Raw genomic sequence first — 15,281 nt, 5'->3', positions numbered from 1 at the left:
TCCATGCTTGTTTCCCGTCGCGCGCACCCTTGGGTTCGCACAAGGGAGTACGGAAAGTCTATCCATCAGTTTGAGGAGGACGTTTCATGAGCACAGCCTATCAAGAAGACATCAGCAGCAGTGTGTTGCGCCGCATGAAAGAAGGCGGTTTTGATTTTTCCCGGTTCCATCCCATCGAGTTCTACGCCATTTTCCCGGACGAGGAGCGGGCACGCAGGGCGGCAGGTCATTTTCACCGTGGTGAATCCCTGGATGCGCAAATCAGTGTGCGCGACGATGGCGCCTGGGCTTTGGAGTTGTGCAAGGTCATGTATGCGACCTACGACGACATTGGCGATTTCGAACAGGGTTTCGAGGCAGTGGTCGAGCCTCTGGGCGGCATCATCGAAGGCTGGGGTGTGAAACAGGAGGTACGAGGGCGACTCGCATAAACCTATGAACAGTTACAAACAGCAATGACGGCTAACCTTCGGGTTGGCCGTTTTCGTTTTTGTCGATGGCAATCGAACAAGGCCGACCCGTTCGCCGGCAAGCCGGCGCCTACGGTCTATGCTGGTGATGGGCGACGACAACGCCTTGCAATGAAGCGGGGGCCGTCAGGTGGGGGCATTTGCCGCACAGGATTGGTGCGGCGCTCGCGTGGTGATTATCCAACCGATTGAAATCAAAGCGTTTCTGCCGATGGCACGGGCCTTGCGAAGGCCTGTATGTCCGGGTGACAAGGAGTACGGCATGATCCGCACCTATTTTGATGAGATGTACGACGCTGGCGGCCAGGTCCGCCCGCATTATCGGGAGTTTGCCCGTTGGCTGGCCGAGACGCCTGACGAGCTTCTGGCACAACGGCGACGCGAGGCCGATCTGCTGTTTCATCGCGCCGGGATTACCTTCACGCTCTACGGTGATGAGCAGGGCACAGAGCGCCTGATTCCCTTCGACACCATCCCGCGCAGTATCCCCGCCAGTGAATGGCGCGTGGTCGAGCGCGGCTGTATCCAGCGGGTCAAGGCGTTGAACATGTTTCTCGCCGACCTTTACCACGAGCAGCGCATTATCAAGGCCGGGATCATTCCGGCCGAGCAGGTGCTGGCCAACGAGCAGTACCAGTTGGCGATGCAAGGCCTGGACCTGCATCGGGATATCTATTCGCACATTTCCGGCGTCGACCTGGTGCGCGACGGCGACGGCACGTACTACGTGCTCGAAGACAATCTTCGTACACCGAGCGGCGTCAGCTACATGCTCGAAGACCGCAAGATGATGATGCGCCTGTTCCCCGAGTTGTTTGCGGCCCAGCGCATTGCCCCCATCGACCATTACCCGAACCTGTTGCTCGACACCCTGAAAAGCTCAAGCCCGATCGAAAATCCGAGTGTCGTGGTGCTGACGCCGGGGCGCTTCAACAGCGCCTTCTTCGAGCATGCATTCCTGGCGCGAGAAATGGGCGTGGAGCTGGTGGAGGGTGCGGACCTGTTCGTGCGTGACGACAAGGTGTTCATGCGCACCACCGACGGGCCGAAAGCCGTCGATGTGATTTACCGCCGTCTCGACGATGCGTTCCTTGACCCGCTGGCGTTCAATCCCGACTCGATGCTGGGCGTGCCCGGCCTGCTGTCGTCCTATCGTTCGGGCAATGTCGTGTTGGCGAACGCCATCGGAACCGGGGTGGCAGACGACAAATCGGTGTATCCATTCGTCACCGACATGATCCGTTTCTACCTGGACGAAGAACCGATCCTGAAAAACGTACCCACGTGGCAGTGTCGCAATCCTTCTGAGCTGTCCCACGTCCTGGCCAACCTTCCGGAGCTCGTGGTCAAGGAAACCCAGGGCTCCGGCGGCTACGGAATGCTGGTGGGGCCCGCGGCGAGCGCAGCGGAAATCGAAGCCTTCCGCGCGCGCATCATCGCCAAGCCCCATGCCTACATCGCACAGCCGACACTGTCGCTGTCGACCTGTCCGACCTTTGTCGAAAGCGGCATCGCGCCACGCCATATCGACCTGCGTCCGTTTGTACTGTCTGGCCGCGAAACCCGGGTCGTGCCCGGCGGCTTGACCCGTGTCGCCCTGCGCGAAGGCTCCCTGGTGGTGAATTCCTCCCAGGGCGGCGGAACCAAGGACACCTGGGTGGTTGAGGATTGAAGGAAGCCTGACATGTTAAGTAGAACTGCCTCGGATTTGTATTGGATGTCGCGTTACCTGGAGCGGGCGGAAAACCTCGCGCGGATGCTCGACATCAGTTATTCGCTGTCGCTGATGCCCCAGGATGGCCGTGGGAACGGCCTGCACGAGTTGGCCATGCCGTTGCTGATTACCGGCACGCTGGATGATTATCTCGAACGCCACGGCGAGCTGCATGCCGAAAGGTTGTTGCATTTCTTTGCCCTGGACGCGGCCAACCCGGCCAGCATCTACAGTTGCCTCGGGGCCGCACGGGCCAGTGCCCACGCGGTACGTGGCCGCATCACCGCCGACATGTGGGAAAACATCAACGCCACTTGGCTGGAGATTCGCGGCATCGCCGAACAGGGCCTGGGCCGCTACGGCATGAGCCGTTTCTGCGAGTGGATCAAGGAACGTTCCCATCTGTTCCGTGGTGCGTCCTACGGCACCATCATGCGCAACGACGCGTTCCGTTTCATTCGCCTGGGGACATTCATCGAAAGGGCCGACAACACACTGCGCCTGCTCGATGCGCGCTACGAAATGGCCGGTGATCAGGCCGAAGCGGTCAGCGACGGCACGGCCCACGCCTATTACCAATGGAGTGCGTTGTTGCGGGCCCTGTCGTCTTTCGAGGCGTACACCGAGATCTACCGTGACGCCCCCGGCGCCCGGCATGTGGCCGAGTTGCTGCTGCTGCGGGCCGATGTTCCACGCTCTTTGCGCGCCTGCACCGAAGAAATCGATCTGATCCTGGCGCAACTGCCAGGGGCCAATGGCCGCCCGGCACAGCGCTTGGCTGCGGAGATGGACGCACGATTGCGCTATACCGGCATCAACGAAATCCTCGACGAAGGCCTGCATGCCTGGCTGACCGAGTTCATCCCGCTGGTGCGCCAGTTGGGTAATGCCATTCACAGTTCCTACCTGGAGGCTGCATGAGACTTTCCATAAGCCACGAGACCACCTATCACTACGAGGATCAGGTGCGGGCGAGCATCCAGTACCTGCGGCTGACGCCTCACGACAGCGAGCGCCAACACGTGCTCAGTTGGCAGCTCGATCTGCCGCGGCCGGTGCGCGCGCAACTGGATCCGTTCGGCAACATCCTGCACGTACTGACCATGGACGAACCCCACGCGGCCATCATCATCGGTGCCCGTGGCCAGGTCGACATCGACGAGTTGCGCGAAGCCGAGCACGAGAGCCAGTCGGCATTGCCGTTCTTGCGTTTCACCCGGCTGACCGAGGCCGACCAGGCGCTACGCGCGTTCGCCGACAAGGCGTGCAAGCAGCGCCGCGACCGAACGGCGCTGATCGACTTGATGCATGGCTTGAACCAGCACATGACCTACACGCCGGGCGCCACCGAAGTGGACACCAGCGCCGCCCAGGCTTTCGCCGGGCGTTCGGGCGTGTGCCAGGACCATACCCACGCGTTCCTCGCCTGCGCCCGCAGCCTGGGCGTGCCGGCGCGTTATGTGTCGGGTTACCTGTACAGCGAAAACAGCGAACACCTGGCCAGCCATGCCTGGGCCGAAGCCTGGCTCGATGACGCCTGGTACAGCTTCGATGTGACCAATGAACTGGCCCGTCCTGAACGCCATTTGAAGCTCGCGGTAGGGCTCGATTACCTGGACGCCTGCCCGGTACGTGGCATGCGCCGCGGTGGTGGGTGTGAGCAGATGCATGCAAAAGTGTTCGTATCGCCGACGCCTGCGCCGGTGATCTCCGTGCAGCAACAGTAAAATCGGGGATACCGCTTCGCGAGCAAGCCCGCTCCCACATTTGATCTTTGTTGGTCACAAATTCTGTGTTCGCAGAAGATCGAATGTGGGAGCGGGCTTGCTCGCGAAGAGGCCGGCCCAGACACCACAAGCTCAGGGTTTAACCTTGCGCCCGGCCATGTGCTGCAAATACCCCACCAACATCTGCAGATCCCCATCCGGCAACACCTCGGCCGAGAACCCCGGCATTTTCGCCTGCGGCCACTGGCGCAAACTCTGCGGGTCGCGGATATAGCGCTGGAGGAAATCCGCGCCGAAGTACTCGGTCGGGTTGTACGGGATATTCAGGTCCGGGCCGAACTGCGAATCACCGGCACCGTTGAGTCGATGGCACGCCAGGCAGTTTTTCTGAAACAGCGCAAAGCCCTTGTTCACCGGATCGTCGGCCTTCAACGCAGGATCAGGCAGCAGGGCAGGGAAACGCGCGGCCACCGGTGCCATGCGCTTGATGCTGGCGACTTCGAACGGCCATTGTTCCGGGCTGATGTTGCCTGCACGCGGATCGGTCCAGACCAGGTAAAACGGCCCGGCGCTGTGTTTGCCTTCTGCCAGCGGCGGCCACGGCTGGGCCGGATCTTCGATCGCCAGCCAGGCACGCGCGCCTTGGGTATTGAGCAGCGGCGCCGCCGACAACTCGGCCGCAAAGCCGTCCAGCGCCACGGCTTGCAGGTGATCGTCAGGCTTGATGTCGGTCAATAGCGCAGCGAGCGGCACGGCGCGATAAGTCATGTCACGCTTGTAGGACACATCATTGCTGATACTGATGGTCTGGATCTGAGGATGCTTGAGCAACTCCTCGGATTGCCACGTGCGACTGTTCGCGCCCAGCTCAAGGTTCAGCTGTGCGGCATGAAGAGGCGTGCTGAGTAGCAGGGCCCCGAACACAATAAGCGTTTTCAAATGATCGCCATCCATGTCGTGCAAGTGCCGCAGAGGTTGGCACAGCCATACTGGCACGGGAAGCGAGCCAGTCACATTTTTACATGGCGATTAAAGACCTGCCGCCGTCTTTTCAAGATCGACTAACCGATCACCTTGGTCAGGTTTGGCAAAATCAACAATAGAGTGGTGGCGAAAAGAATGAGCCCGGCTTGACGAACTTTCGATTGTTTGAACATGGCTGACCGCCTTTTTTTTGTTATTTCCTGATGCCTGCCTGCCCATCTCCATGACGGCAAACGTTGCACTTCCTGTAGCACGAGCGTCTCGGCAAAACCCGACGACAACTTCGTACACCTTCACCTTAGAGCCCGCGTCACACTTGGTTTAGATCCATTTAGTATGGTGTTGTGACGGACTGCTATTAAAAAGGCATGAGGCCAATTGCCAGCTTCTTGAGCGGCCTTTTGCTAGACACCTGCGTGTGCTGAACCCCTTCACCGGGGGCGGGATGACCGTCCGTCTGAGCGTGTGGGTCAACGTTGATGAACGTTGCGGTCATTGAATGGCCGGCAGCTCGGAATAAGGTGGAGGCTCTCTGGAAGATCAGAAGATTGCAGCCCCATCAGGTTCGAGGACGCCATGACCCAAGCTTTGATTTTCGACGCGTTACGTACGCCCCGTGGCAAAGGCAAGCCCAGTGGCGCCTTGCACAGTGTCAAGCCGGTGAGCCTGGTGGCCGGCTTGCTCACGGCGCTGCAACAGCGAACCGACCTTGATACCAGCCAGGTCGACGACGTGGTGCTCGGATGCGTGACGCCCATCGGCGACCAGGGCTCTGACATCGCCAAGACCGCGGTCCAGGTGGCGGAATGGGACGTCAGCGTGGCGGGCGTGCAGATCAACCGTTTCTGCGCCTCGGGGCTGGAGGCAGTGAACCTGGGGGCGATGAAAGTCCGTTCCGGTTTCGAAGACCTGGTGGTGGTCGGCGGCGTCGAGTCGATGTCACGCATCCCCATGGGCAGCGACGGCGGGGCGTGGGCGCTGGACCCGCAAACCAACCTGCACGGCCATTTCATTCCACAGGGCGTGAGCGCCGACCTGATCGCCACGCTTGAAGGTTTCAGCCGGCAGGACGTCGATGCCTACGCCTTGCACTCGCAACAAAAAGCCGCAAGGGCGAGGGCTGACGGGGCGTTCAAAAACTCATTGGTGCCGGTGCAGGACCAGAACGGCATCATCCTGCTCGATCATGACGAGTTCATCCGCGCCGAATCGACCCTGGAAGGCCTTGGCAAACTCAAGCCGAGTTTCGAAATGATCGGGCAAATGGGGTTCGACGCCACTGCGCTGCGGGTTTTCAGCCAGGTGGAGCGGATCGATCATGTACACACCCCCGGCAACAGTTCCGGGATCGTCGACGGCGCAGCGTTGATGTTGATCGGCTCCGAAGCCATGGGCCAGGTCCTGGGCTTGCAGCCACGGGCGCGGATCGTCGCCACCGCAGTCACCAGCACCGATCCGACCCTGATGCTCACAGGTCCTGCGCCGGCCACCCGCAAGGCGTTGGCCAAGGCCGGGTTGCGGGTCGAAGACATTGATCTGTTCGAGGTCAACGAGGCGTTTGCCTCGGTGGTGTTGAAGTTCATCAGGGACATGGCCGTCGACCCGGAAAAAGTCAATGTCAACGGCGGCTCCATTGCCATGGGCCACCCGTTGGGCGCCACAGGCTGCGCCATTCTCGGCACGCTGCTCGATGAACTGGAAAGCCGGAGCCTGCGCTATGGCCTGGCGACTTTGTGTGTCGGCGGCGGCATGGGCATTGCCACCATCATCGAACGCCTCTGAGCCCCGATTGCAAGGAACCTGTATATGAGCCAAGCCATTCGCTACGAAAAAGGCCAGGACCGGATCGTCGTCCTGACCATCGACCTGCCGGGCCAGAGCGCCAACACCATGAATGCGCTTTACCGCGAAGCCATGGCCGACTGTGTCGCCCGCCTGCAGGCCGAAAAAAACAGCATCGCGGGTGTGATCATCACCTCGGCCAAGAAAACCTTCTTTGCCGGCGGCGATCTCAATGAGCTGATCAAGGTCGACAGGCCCCAGGCCACGGCTTTTTACAACAGGGTGCTGAGCCTCAAGAGCCAACTGCGCACCCTGGAAACCCTTGGTAAACCCGTGGTCGCCGCAATCAATGGCGCGGCGTTGGGTGGAGGCTGGGAAATCTGCCTGGCTTGCCATCACCGCATAGCGCTGGACGATCCTTCCCTGCAACTCGGCCTGCCGGAAGTGACCCTCGGTTTGCTGCCGGGGGGGGGCGGCGTGGTACGCATGGTGCGAATGCTGGGCATTGAAAAAGCCCTGCCGTACCTGCTCGAAGGCAAGAAATTAGCCCCGCAGAAGGCCTTGCAAGCGGGTTTGATCGATGACCTGGCGAGCGATCGCGAGGCGCTGCTGAACAAGGCACGCACTTGGATCAAGGCCAATCCGACGGCGGTCCAGCGCTGGGACGTGAAGGGCTTTCAGATTCCAGGTGGCACGCCGTCGAACCCGAAAGTCGCCCAGATGCTGTCGATTGCACCGTCTATCCTGCGCAGTAAAACCCAGGGTACGTTGCCCGCGCCGGAGAAAATCCTGTGTGCGGCGGTGGAGGGTGCCCAGGTGGATTTCGACACGGCGCAGCTGATTGAAACCCGCTACTTCACAGAGCTGGTCACCGGCCAGGTCGCGAAAAACCTGATTGGCACCTTCTGGTTCCAGCTCAACCAGATCAATGCCGGTGGTTCGCGTCCTGAAGGTTTCGTACCTTATGTGACGAAAAAAGTCGGCGTGCTCGGCGCCGGGATGATGGGGGCGGGTATCGCTTTTGTCAGCGCGTCGGCCGGTGTCGACGTGGTGCTCAAGGACGTCAACCTGGCAGCGGCCGATAGGGGCAAGGCGCATTCAGCTGCGTTGCTGGACAAGAAAGTGGCGCGCCGGCAGATCAGCGTCGAGCACCGTCAAGCCGTGCTGGCGCGCATCCATACCACTGACAACGATGCCGATCTGGCGGGTTGCGACTTGATCATCGAAGCGGTATTCGAGGACCGTGAGCTGAAGGCCAAAGTCTCCTCGGCCGCGCAAAATGTGGTGGGCGCCGATGCACTGATCGCCTCCAACACCTCGACCCTGCCGATCAGTGGCCTCGCCACCGCGGTGGCGGACCCGAGCAAGTTCATTGGCCTGCATTTCTTCAGCCCCGTGGAAAAAATGCCATTGGTGGAAATCATCAAGGGCGCCCGCACCAGCGACGAAACCCTGGCCCGCGGGTTCGATTTCGTCCTGCAAATCCGCAAAACCCCTATCGTCGTCAACGACAGTCGGGGTTTCTTCACCTCTCGGGTGTTCGGCACGTTCACCAATGAAGGCATTGCCATGCTGGGTGAAGGCGTCTGCGCGGCGATGATCGAGACCGAGGCGCGCAAGGCTGGCATGCCAGTCGGACCTCTGGCGATCTCCGACGAAGTTTCCCTCAGCCTCATGAGCCATATCCGCCAGCAAACCGCCAAGGACTTGCAGGCAGAGGGCAAGGCGCTGGTCGAGCACCCGGCGTACGCCGTGATCGACTTGCTGCTCAGCGAGTACAAGCGTGCAGGCAAGGCCGCCGGGGGTGGGTTCTATGAATACCCGGCGGGCGGGCAAAAACAATTATGGCCAGAACTGAAAACCCGCTTTGAAAAGGCTGACGGGCAGATTTCGCCCAAGGATGTGCGCGATCGCCTGCTGTTTGTACAAGCCATCGAAACCGTGCGCTGTGTGGAGGAGGGTGTGCTGACGTCGACGGCGGATGCCAACATCGGCTCGATCTTCGGCATCGGCTTCGCTGCCTGGACCGGCGGTGCACTGCAGTTCATCAATCAGTACGGGGTCAAGGACTTCGTCGCCCGCGCCCAGTACCTGGCCGGGCAATACGGCGAGCGCTTTGCACCGCCGGCCCTGCTGCTGGAAAAAGCCGCCAAGGGCGAGGCGTTTTAGGGATCGGTGACACACTGCGGGGCTTGCCTTGTCACGGTGTTTCAAGGCAGGCTCTGGGGTGTGCATTATTCCCATCACGTGTCAGGTATTTTTTATGTCGTTACGCATCTGCATTCTGGAAACCGACAACCTGCGTCCGGAATTGGTCGACCAATATCAGGGCTACGGGCAGATGTTCAAACACCTGTTTTCGCAGCAACCCATCGCCGCTGAATTCACGATCTATAACGTGGTACAGGGTGAATATCCCAGCGATGACCAGACCTTCGATGCCTACCTGGTCACCGGCAGCAAAGCTGACTCCTTTGGCACCGATCCGTGGATCCAGACCCTCAAGGAGTACCTGCTGACCCGCTATGAGCGTGGCGACAAACTGTTGGGCGTGTGCTTCGGCCATCAGTTGCTGGCGCTGTTGCTGGGCGGCAAAAGCGAACGTGCAACGCAAGGCTGGGGCGTTGGCACGCATAAATACAAACTCGCTGCCAAGGCGCCTTGGATGAACCCGGTGAGGGAAGAGCTGACCCTGTTGATCAGCCACCAGGATCAGGTCACCTCGCTACCGGAAAACGCTACGGTGATCGCCTCCAGCGATTTCTGCCCGTTTGCCGCCTACCACATCAACGACCAGGTGCTGTGCTTCCAGGGGCATCCGGAATTCATCCACGACTATTCCCGGGCCTTGCTGGAAATTCGCCAGCAGGCGCTGGGGGAGCAGGTGTATTCCAAAGGAATCGCGAGCCTGGAAAGTGAACACCACGGCACCACGGTCGCCGAGTGGATGATGCGGTTTGTGGCGCACAAGCCAGAAACCGTTTAACACCGATCTCTTGTAGGAGCTGCCGAAGGCTGCGATCTTTTGATCTTGCATTATAAAAATCAAAAGATCGCAGCCTCGTTGCACTCGGCAGCTCCTACAAAAGAGCGCGAGCTCGCTCCTAAAGCCACCCCGACCTCTTGAAGCTCACCCACAACCCCACACACCCCACCGTGATGAACCCCAGAACCCCGAAATACCCGTAATGCCAGGTCAACTCCGGCATGTTCTGGAAGTTCATCCCGTAAATTCCCGCCACCGCCGTCGGGAACGCCAGGATCGCCGCCCACGCGGCAAACTTGCGCTGCACCACGCTCTGGCGAGAGGCCTCCAGCAACACCCCGACCTCAATGGTCTGGCTGGCAATGTCCGCCAGGGTCGTCAGGTCCTCCATCTGCCGCGTCACATGAATCTGCACGTCGCGAAAATACGGGCGCATGTTCTTGTCGATGAAGGGAAAGCTCAGCTTCTGCAGTTCCTCGCCAATTTCCACCATCGGCGCCGCGAACCGACGCAAGCGCAATACATCGCGACGTAGGCTGTGGAGTTTTTGAATGTCGTGCTCGTTCAGGGAGCCGCACATGACGTTGCGTTCCAGCTCATCGATTTGAGCATGAATGGCTTCGCCCATTGGCTGGTAGTTTTCAATGACAAAATCGAGAATGGCATAGAGTACGAAATCTTCCCCATGCTCCAGCAACAATGGACGCGCCTCACAACGCTGACGCACATAGGCGTAGGACGCCGAATGGCCGTTGCGCGCGGTGATGATGTAGCCGTTGCCGGCAAAAATATGGGTCTCAATGAACTTGAGCTTGCCTTCTTCCATGATGGGCGAATACGTAACGATGAACAGCGCATCGCCAAAGGTTTCCAGCTTCGGACGGCTGTGTTTTTCCAGGGCGTCTTCAATGGCCAGTTCATGCAGGTTGAACTGGCGTTGCAGGTTGTACAGTTCCTCGGCGTTCGGCTCTTCAAGGCCGATCCAGACAAAGTGCCCCGGCTTTGCAGCCCAGGCTGCGCCTTCGTCGAGGGTGATGTTGGTGACTTTTTTACCAGCGCTGTAAACCGCAGCAGCAACAACTCTACCCATGATGTTGATTCACTTCTTCTTGGCAGCTTTCTATGGCAAATGGCCGTGGCAGGCAGCGTTCAGCTTAGCCTTGTCTGCTATCGAGAGTCAGTGAAATCTTGTAGGAGCCAGGCTTGCCGGCGAAGGCGCCCGCCCATTCGATGGATTTGTCTGCGGTCGTACTGCATTTTCAAGCGGCTTGCAGCTGCCGATCCATCGAATCGATGCATTCGCGCATCTGCTCGCGGCACTGGGCCATTAACATCGGCATGTCATCCAGGCTCAATCCCGCGGTCGGAATGGCCGGCAAGGAACGGATCAGAATTTTCCCACTGCGCCAGCGGTTCAATCGCATGTGCTTGACGTAACTGCTGACACACACCGGTACGATGGGCACCCCGGCCGCGATGGCCATCTGGAAGGCGCCTTTTTTGAACGGCAACAGCTCTTCGCCCAGGTTGCGCGTGCCTTCCGGGAAAACCCAGATCGAAGTGTCTTCGTTTTGCAGGGTATGGGTGGTGGTCAACATCGACTGACGCGCCTTCTGCGCATTGCCACGGTCGATCAGCACATTGCCGGCCAGCCAGAACAACTGCCCGAACAAGGGCACCCATTTCAGGCTCTTTTTGCCGATGCATACCGTACGGCGGGGCACCACATTGCCAAACACGAACAAATCATAGTTGGACTGGTGGTTGGCAATGATCACGCAACTGTCGGGTTTGTCCATCAACGGCCCGACGTCGGCTTTTACCCGCAGGCGCAGAATGCACATTGCTGGCCACGCATAGAGGCGCGCGCACAGGCGACTGTTGTCCGGATTGAACGGGCGACACAGGCCAAGCACGACGCCCAGCACGCCCGCCACAATAAAGTGCAGGCCCATCAAAGACATACGTAAAGCGAACAGCATTTGCAGGCCCCACCGGGACAAAAGGTGGCGCAGTGTACGGATGTGCACTGTTTTCGGCAATTGCCACTATGGAGGCGGGAGATAGGCGATGTTTGAGCGCATGTTTCCGACTGATGGGTCAGACGCGCTCTAGAGCGGTTGCAGGCTTATCAACGTGGCGCGTACGAAAAGCCCGACACGACCGTCGGGCTTTTCGTTGCTGCAGGTTGGGGCTTAACCCATATGCTCCTGATCCAGCATGATTGCGTTGTCCAGGGTTTCCAGCAGTGCCTTGCGTACTTTTAGCTTGGTGTTCTTGTGGGCGGTCATGTTGATCTTCTTCAACTGACGAGCCGCTGTCAGTGCTGCACCTTGCAGCTCCTCGGCCGACACCACCACGTCAAGGAAACCGGCATCCACCGCAGACTGCGGATTGAACATCTCAGCGTTGATCACCGAACGGTGGAACGCCGATTTGCGCAGGCGATCACGGGCCAGCTCGATACCGGCGTGGTGCATGGTCATGCCGATCTGTACTTCATTCAGGCCAATGCTGAACGGACCGTCGACACCGATGCGATAGTCGGCGGACAGCAGCAGAAACGCGCCCTTGGCCACGGCATGCCCAGGGCAAGCCACAATCACCGGGAAAGGGTGCGACAACAGGCGACGGGCGAGCGTCGAGCCGGCAGTCACCAGCGCCATGGCTTCTTTAGGGCCGGACGTCATCACTTTCAGATCGTACCCGCCCGACAGAATCCCTGGCTGACCGGTAATGATCACCACCGCGCGATCAGTCACCGCCTGATCCAGCGCAGCGTTGAACGCCGCAATCACGTCCGGAGAGATGGCATTGACCTTGCCGTTGCTCAAGGTCAGGGTCGCGATACCGTCTTCGAGGTGGTAGGAAATCAACTCACTCATGACGCTAATCCTTTCTGTAAAGTAGGGCAGACGTTACTCACCGACACCCGCCAGGTAAAGCGCCGTGACTGACTCGCCAGTCACGCTCCAAGCCGTCGGCCAGCGTCCCCCGGCACGCCAGCCGCGCATCGCCAGCTATATAGAAGGGGATGCCAAGCCGGAGATTGGCCGGTTTGCCATTACCCAGGGCAACCAGAAACAGCTATGCGAGTTAAGCGCATGAAAATTCTGAAAAAAATGTTTGCCATCAGAAAAGCTTTCGACTACATTAGCGCGCCTCGACAGACAGAACTTGTTTGAAGAGATACGGTGAAGTGTCCGAGTGGCTTAAGGAGCACGCCTGGAAAGTGTGTATACAGGAAACTGTATCGAGAGTTCGAATCTCTCCTTCACCGCCACATTTATACGAAAAAGCCCTGATTATTCAGGGCTTTTTCGTTTCTGCGTTTCTGAAAAAAATCCCAGCCCGCGACAATGCTTACCCTGGCATCGCCCAGGACTGCAGCGTGTAACCCCCCTGGCTCAACTCGGCGCGCACTTCTTGCAGCAGGCTTTCCAGCTGCGCCGGGTCGGAATAGGTGCTGCTTGGAATCTGTTTGCGACAAATTCGAGTGGCGGCCCGGTCGATGACGGTCAGGCTCAGGTCGCCATTACCGTCTTGCGGAGCCCAGGCGACGCATTGAAAGGGTTCGAATGCTCGACCTGCAATCAAGAGTGCTTCGTTGATGCGGAACGGGGTGCTCATGGAGCCTCTCTCCTTGTACCCAAACAAATGAAGTGCCGCCGGTTGGGCTTACCGGCGGCTATCTATTGCGTTTGCGTGATTTGATCTTCGTCTGTGCGATCAAGCTGCTGTGTTGCAGGCAGTGTTGCGCAGCGCTCCACAGCAGTATTTCATTGCTTTACAAAGCTGCCTGGCGCCGGCTCCAGAGGCGGGTATTGGTCATTGCCGATGTGCGCAACCGCGGGTTGACGCTCGCCTGAGTGCCCCGCCAGCCAGTTGAACCAGTCATTCCACCAGCTACCTTGTTGCTGCTCGGCATTCTTGAACCAGGTCTCGGGGTTTTTAGTCACCCGATTGTTGGTCCAGTAATGACGCTTCTGCTTGGCCGGCGGATTGACGACGCCGGCGATGTGCCCGGAAGCACCCAGTACGAAACGCTTGGGCCCGGAAAGCAGGTGGGTGCTGGCGTAGGCGCTCTTCCACGGCACGATGTGATCGTCATGGGTGGCGAGGATGTAGGCGGGCGCGTCGATTGCACGAAAATCCAGCTTGGTCCCGCAGCACTCCAGCTCGCCTGACTTCAAGTCGTTCTGCAGGTAGGTGTGGCGCAGGTACCAGCAGTACATCGGCCCTGGAAGGTTGGTGCTGTCGTTGTTCCAGAACAGCAGGTCCAGTGGAATCGGCTTTTGCCCCTTGAGGTATTTGTCGACGTTGTAGTTCCACCACAGTTCGTTGGGGCGCAGCAGGGAAAAGGTATTGCCCATGTCTTCGCCACGGAACAATCCGATAGGGCCGTCGACACCGCCAATGGTGCGCTCGCGGTAGGCCACCAGTTCTTCATCGACGAAGATGTCGATGGGACCGGTATCCAGGTAATCGAGGAACGTGGCGAACAGGCTCAGGCTGGCGATCTCGCGGTCGCCACGTGCAGCCAATACGGCCAGCGCCGTGCTCAACAGGGTGCCGCCTATGCAGAAACCCACGCAATTGAGGCGCTGTTGGCCACTGATCTCGCGGGTCACTTTCACGGCGTTTATCACCCCGTGCTCGATCAGGTCGTCCCAGGTGGTACCGGCGTGTTCCTGGTCAAAGTTGCGCCAGGAGACCAGGAATACGGGATGTCCCTTTTCCAGCAGGTGGCGGACCATCGAGTTGTCGGGGCGCAGATCAAGTATGTAGTACTTGTTGATCGATGGAGGTACGACGAGCACCGGCTGCTGGTACTGGGTTTCGCTTTGCGGGTAGTACTGGATGAGTTGGAAGATGCGATTCTCGAAGACGACTTCGCCAGGGGTATTGGCCAGGTCGACTCCCACCTTGAAGGCGCCGCTATCGCACTGGCGCATTTTGCCTTCGTTCATGTCGCTGGCCAGATGCTGCATCCCTGTGATCAGGCTGGCACCTTGGGTCTCGACCGCACGCTGCAACGCATCAGGGTTGCTGGCCAGGAAATTGCTCGGTGCACTGGCGGCAATGGCTTGCTCCACCAGATAGCGCAGGCGTTGGCGTGCTTTCTTTTCGTCGATTCGCAGCTTGTCGAGCAGTTTCAGCAGGAAGCTGGAGTTGAGCAGGTAAAACGCGGCGAGGGAGCCGAACAGGGGGGCGCTCCAGTTGCCGCTGGTGAAGCGTCGATCATCAAAGCTGAAGGGCTGGCCGGTCAGCAGTTTCTGGCCGAGTTGAGCCCATTCAACCTGGTAGTCCGCTTGAAGGCTGTCCAGGGTCTCGCGAGGCAGGTCGAACCAGGTGTCGTGGTCATGCCCGGAAAACCACGGATTGGTGCTCACCCACAGGCGCAATTGTTGCACTGCAAAAGAGGCGATGAACGGAACCTGTCCTGACCAGAAGGTTTTGAATGTATGCGCGTTGTTGTCCATAAAATTCATACCGATGTGCCGGGCAGAAAAAAGCCGCGCTATACCGGATTGCGGCGTAGCGACGGCAAGGGAGGCAGGCAACGTTGTCCGAGGCCAGCCTGATGCGCGGAGCAAGGAGCCCAAGTCCGCGCATTG

General features: G+C 59.3%; 15 protein-coding genes and 1 tRNA gene. 9 read left to right on the top strand and 7 right to left on the bottom strand.

Annotated elements, in window-relative coordinates:
* Positions 1 to 86: 86 nt before the first annotated feature.
* The 4 genes from AC1Q8Q_RS04855 to AC1Q8Q_RS04840 all read left to right on the top strand — a co-directional run bounded on the left by AC1Q8Q_RS04855 (position 87) and on the right by AC1Q8Q_RS04840 (position 3,911).
* Positions 87 to 431, top strand: coding sequence for a ribonuclease E inhibitor RraB (locus AC1Q8Q_RS04855; protein ID WP_020796118.1), 345 nt, complete (start codon positions 87 to 89; stop codon positions 429 to 431).
* A gap of 301 nt (positions 432 to 732) precedes the next feature.
* Complete coding sequence (locus tag AC1Q8Q_RS04850; protein WP_020796117.1) at positions 733 to 2,142, top strand: circularly permuted type 2 ATP-grasp protein; 1,410 nt, start codon at positions 733 to 735, stop codon at positions 2,140 to 2,142.
* 12 nt (positions 2,143 to 2,154) lie between these two features.
* Positions 2,155 to 3,105, top strand: coding sequence for an alpha-E domain-containing protein (locus tag AC1Q8Q_RS04845; protein ID WP_020796116.1), 951 nt, complete (start codon positions 2,155 to 2,157; stop codon positions 3,103 to 3,105).
* Positions 3,102 to 3,911: a transglutaminase family protein gene (locus tag AC1Q8Q_RS04840; protein ID WP_110749588.1), complete on the top strand. Its 810-nt coding sequence runs from the start codon at positions 3,102 to 3,104 to the stop codon at positions 3,909 to 3,911. Before AC1Q8Q_RS04845 ends, AC1Q8Q_RS04840 begins: the two co-directional genes overlap by 4 nt.
* A gap of 132 nt (positions 3,912 to 4,043) precedes the next feature.
* On the opposite strand, the gene AC1Q8Q_RS04835 is transcribed toward AC1Q8Q_RS04840, so the two are convergent.
* Together AC1Q8Q_RS04835 and AC1Q8Q_RS04830 are read right to left on the bottom strand one after the other, a co-directional pair.
* Entirely contained in the window at positions 4,044 to 4,865 is an 822-nt protein-coding gene (locus AC1Q8Q_RS04835; protein ID WP_168758741.1) for a c-type cytochrome, read from the bottom strand.
* Between the two features lie 75 nt (positions 4,866 to 4,940).
* Positions 4,941 to 5,186: a hypothetical protein gene (locus AC1Q8Q_RS04830; protein WP_162276359.1), complete on the bottom strand. Its 246-nt coding sequence runs from the start codon at positions 5,184 to 5,186 to the stop codon at positions 4,941 to 4,943.
* 285 nt (positions 5,187 to 5,471) lie between these two features.
* On the opposite strand from AC1Q8Q_RS04830, the gene AC1Q8Q_RS04825 reads away from it, so the two are divergent.
* From AC1Q8Q_RS04825 to AC1Q8Q_RS04815, 3 genes are all read left to right on the top strand, one after another.
* Entirely contained in the window at positions 5,472 to 6,677 is a 1,206-nt protein-coding gene (locus tag AC1Q8Q_RS04825) for an acetyl-CoA C-acetyltransferase (protein WP_033045543.1), read from the top strand.
* A gap of 24 nt (positions 6,678 to 6,701) precedes the next feature.
* Positions 6,702 to 8,846 carry a 3-hydroxyacyl-CoA dehydrogenase NAD-binding domain-containing protein gene (locus AC1Q8Q_RS04820; protein ID WP_492614863.1) on the top strand — a complete coding sequence of 715 codons (2,145 nt, stop codon included), beginning with the start codon at positions 6,702 to 6,704 and terminating at the stop codon, positions 8,844 to 8,846.
* 94 nt (positions 8,847 to 8,940) lie between these two features.
* Entirely contained in the window at positions 8,941 to 9,663 is a 723-nt protein-coding gene (locus AC1Q8Q_RS04815; RefSeq protein ID WP_020796110.1) for an amidotransferase, read from the top strand.
* A gap of 118 nt (positions 9,664 to 9,781) precedes the next feature.
* Here AC1Q8Q_RS04815 and AC1Q8Q_RS04810 read toward each other — a convergent pair whose 3' ends face one another.
* From AC1Q8Q_RS04810 to AC1Q8Q_RS04800, 3 genes are all read right to left on the bottom strand, one after another.
* Complete coding sequence (locus AC1Q8Q_RS04810; protein WP_083349594.1) at positions 9,782 to 10,753, bottom strand: magnesium and cobalt transport protein CorA; 972 nt, start codon at positions 10,751 to 10,753, stop codon at positions 9,782 to 9,784.
* A gap of 169 nt (positions 10,754 to 10,922) precedes the next feature.
* The gene (locus tag AC1Q8Q_RS04805) at positions 10,923 to 11,645 is read right to left on the bottom strand and encodes a lysophospholipid acyltransferase family protein (protein WP_020796108.1); all 723 of its coding nucleotides are present in this window, start codon (positions 11,643 to 11,645) and stop codon (positions 10,923 to 10,925) included.
* A gap of 213 nt (positions 11,646 to 11,858) precedes the next feature.
* Complete coding sequence (locus AC1Q8Q_RS04800) at positions 11,859 to 12,548, bottom strand: crotonase/enoyl-CoA hydratase family protein (protein ID WP_033045540.1); 690 nt, start codon at positions 12,546 to 12,548, stop codon at positions 11,859 to 11,861.
* A 64-nt stretch (positions 12,549 to 12,612) separates the two neighbouring features.
* Between AC1Q8Q_RS04800 and AC1Q8Q_RS04795 the strand changes: the two genes are divergently transcribed.
* Complete coding sequence (locus AC1Q8Q_RS04795; RefSeq protein ID WP_168758738.1) at positions 12,613 to 12,771, top strand: hypothetical protein; 159 nt, start codon at positions 12,613 to 12,615, stop codon at positions 12,769 to 12,771.
* 85 nt (positions 12,772 to 12,856) lie between these two features.
* Positions 12,857 to 12,946, top strand: a tRNA-Ser gene (locus AC1Q8Q_RS04790).
* A gap of 80 nt (positions 12,947 to 13,026) precedes the next feature.
* On the opposite strand, the gene AC1Q8Q_RS04785 is transcribed toward AC1Q8Q_RS04790, so the two are convergent.
* Both AC1Q8Q_RS04785 and phaC read right to left on the bottom strand, forming a co-directional pair.
* Positions 13,027 to 13,293, bottom strand: a complete 267-nt coding sequence (locus AC1Q8Q_RS04785) for a hypothetical protein (RefSeq protein WP_033040196.1) — start codon at positions 13,291 to 13,293, stop codon at positions 13,027 to 13,029.
* A 149-nt stretch (positions 13,294 to 13,442) separates the two neighbouring features.
* Positions 13,443 to 15,146 (bottom strand): class I poly(R)-hydroxyalkanoic acid synthase, encoded by a 1,704-nt coding sequence (gene phaC, locus AC1Q8Q_RS04780; RefSeq protein ID WP_033040193.1) that lies wholly within the window; start codon positions 15,144 to 15,146, stop codon positions 13,443 to 13,445.
* Positions 15,147 to 15,281 lie beyond the last annotated feature (135 nt).

The sequence above is a fragment of the Pseudomonas sp. GW823-FHT06B06 genome (genome assembly GCF_058795195.1).
Note: the sequence above shows the minus strand (reverse complement) of the source record. Positions and strands in the feature narration are given on the sequence as shown.

Bases quoted from the DNA above. Each gene is read 5' to 3' on its own strand.
- AC1Q8Q_RS04850 (WP_020796117.1), top strand. From the start codon at position 733: ATGATCCGCACCTATTTTGATGAGATGTACGACGCTGGCGGCCAGGTC.
- AC1Q8Q_RS04820 (WP_492614863.1), top strand. From the start codon at position 6,702: ATGAGCCAAGCCATTCGCTACGAAAAAGGCCAGGACCGGATCGTCGTC.
- AC1Q8Q_RS04805 (WP_020796108.1), bottom strand. From the start codon at position 11,645: ATGCTGTTCGCTTTACGTATGTCTTTGATGGGCCTGCACTTTATTGTG.
- AC1Q8Q_RS04840 (WP_110749588.1), top strand. From the start codon at position 3,102: ATGAGACTTTCCATAAGCCACGAGACCACCTATCACTACGAGGATCAG.
- AC1Q8Q_RS04845 (WP_020796116.1), top strand. From the start codon at position 2,155: ATGTTAAGTAGAACTGCCTCGGATTTGTATTGGATGTCGCGTTACCTG.
- AC1Q8Q_RS04825 (WP_033045543.1), top strand. From the start codon at position 5,472: ATGACCCAAGCTTTGATTTTCGACGCGTTACGTACGCCCCGTGGCAAA.
- AC1Q8Q_RS04800 (WP_033045540.1), bottom strand. From the start codon at position 12,548: ATGAGTGAGTTGATTTCCTACCACCTCGAAGACGGTATCGCGACCCTG.
- AC1Q8Q_RS04835 (WP_168758741.1), bottom strand. From the start codon at position 4,865: ATGGATGGCGATCATTTGAAAACGCTTATTGTGTTCGGGGCCCTGCTA.
- AC1Q8Q_RS04815 (WP_020796110.1), top strand. From the start codon at position 8,941: ATGTCGTTACGCATCTGCATTCTGGAAACCGACAACCTGCGTCCGGAA.
- AC1Q8Q_RS04785 (WP_033040196.1), bottom strand. From the start codon at position 13,293: ATGAGCACCCCGTTCCGCATCAACGAAGCACTCTTGATTGCAGGTCGA.
- AC1Q8Q_RS04855 (WP_020796118.1), top strand. From the start codon at position 87: ATGAGCACAGCCTATCAAGAAGACATCAGCAGCAGTGTGTTGCGCCGC.
- phaC (WP_033040193.1), bottom strand. From the start codon at position 15,146: ATGGACAACAACGCGCATACATTCAAAACCTTCTGGTCAGGACAGGTT.
- AC1Q8Q_RS04810 (WP_083349594.1), bottom strand. From the start codon at position 10,753: ATGGGTAGAGTTGTTGCTGCTGCGGTTTACAGCGCTGGTAAAAAAGTC.